The organism is Flavobacterium sp. (genome assembly GCF_031423415.1).
In the GTDB taxonomy this organism is placed as follows: domain Bacteria; phylum Bacteroidota; class Bacteroidia; order Flavobacteriales; family Flavobacteriaceae; genus Flavobacterium.
Window position 1 is genome coordinate 1 of the sequence record NZ_JANPFL010000145.1, and the last position, 1327, is coordinate 1327.

Here is a 1327-nt window from a genome sequence, read left to right on the forward strand (position 1 = left end):
GAATATGATTTAGCAAATTCATTTGTAATTGGTGATAGATTGACTGATGTCGAATTAGCTAAAAATTTGGGTTCAAAAGCCATTTTTATAAATGATAATACCAATTTAGGAACTGGAGAAATATCTGTTAAACGTTCAGAATTAGATTTTTGCATTGCTTTAGAAACCAACGATTGGCAAAAAATTTATGAATTTCTTAAACTCGAAAGTCGATCGGCTTCAATAACAAGAAAAACTAACGAAACAGATATTTTTATCAACCTAAATCTTGATGGAACAGGGAAAAGCAAAATCGAAACAGGTATTGCTTTTTTCGACCATATGTTGGACCAAATTGCACGACACGGACAAATGGATTTAGAAATTTTGGTCAAAGGCGATTTGCAAGTAGATGAGCACCACACGATTGAAGATACCGCAATTGCTCTTGGCGAAGTTTTTGCCAAAGCATTAGGTAACAAATTAGGAATCGAACGTTACGGTTTTTGTTTGCCCATGGACGATTGTTTGGCTCAAGTAGCTATCGATTTTGGAGGTCGAAATTGGCTGGTTTGGGAAACCGAATTCAAACGAGAAATGATCGGACAAATGCCAACCGAAATGTTTTTTCACTTCTTTAAATCGTTTACCGATGGCGCCAAAGCGAACTTAAACATTAAAGCCGAAGGCACCAACGAACATCACAAAATTGAAGCCATTTTCAAAGCATTTGCCAAAGCAATTAAAGTTGCAGTAAAACGCGATGTCGAAAAAATGATTTTACCATCAACAAAAGGAATGCTTTAAAAATTGAAACCAGAAACTAAAATTTGAATTTTAAAAAATGAAGATTGTAATAATAGATTACGGCGCAGGAAACATTCAAAGCATTCAATTTGCTTTACAAAGACTTGGTTTTGAAGGGGTTTTATCCAGTAATATTGAGGAAATTCAATCAGCCGATAAAGTTATTTTCCCCGGAGTAGGCGAGGCGAGTAGTGCCATGAAAAAACTTCGTGAAAGTGGTTTAGACAAAATTATCTCAAGTTTAAAACAACCAGTTTTGGGAATCTGTCTCGGAATGCAACTCATGTGTAATTCTTCGGAAGAAGGAAATACAATCGGATTGAATGTTTTTAATATCGATATTATCAAGTTTACAAATAAAGTAAAAGTGCCACAAATGGGTTGGAATACTATTTATAATCTGAAATCTAAACTGTTTGAAGGAATTTCCGAAAATGAATATATGTATTTAGTTCACAGTTTTTATGCTCCAAAATGCCAAGAAGCAATAGCAATTACAGATTATGAAACCGAATATTCATCAGCATTGCAAAAAGATAAT

Annotated in this window: 2 protein-coding genes; both read left to right on the top strand. The window is 34.1% G+C overall.

What is annotated here, in order from left to right; genetic code table 11:
* Positions 1-786 (top strand): imidazoleglycerol-phosphate dehydratase HisB (hisB, locus tag RMO83_RS12820; protein WP_310560095.1); only part of this gene is annotated, 786 nt, incomplete at its 5' end.
* A gap of 37 nt (positions 787-823) precedes the next feature.
* Positions 824-1327 (top strand): imidazole glycerol phosphate synthase subunit HisH (gene hisH / locus RMO83_RS12825; protein WP_310560096.1); only part of this gene is annotated, 504 nt, incomplete at its 3' end.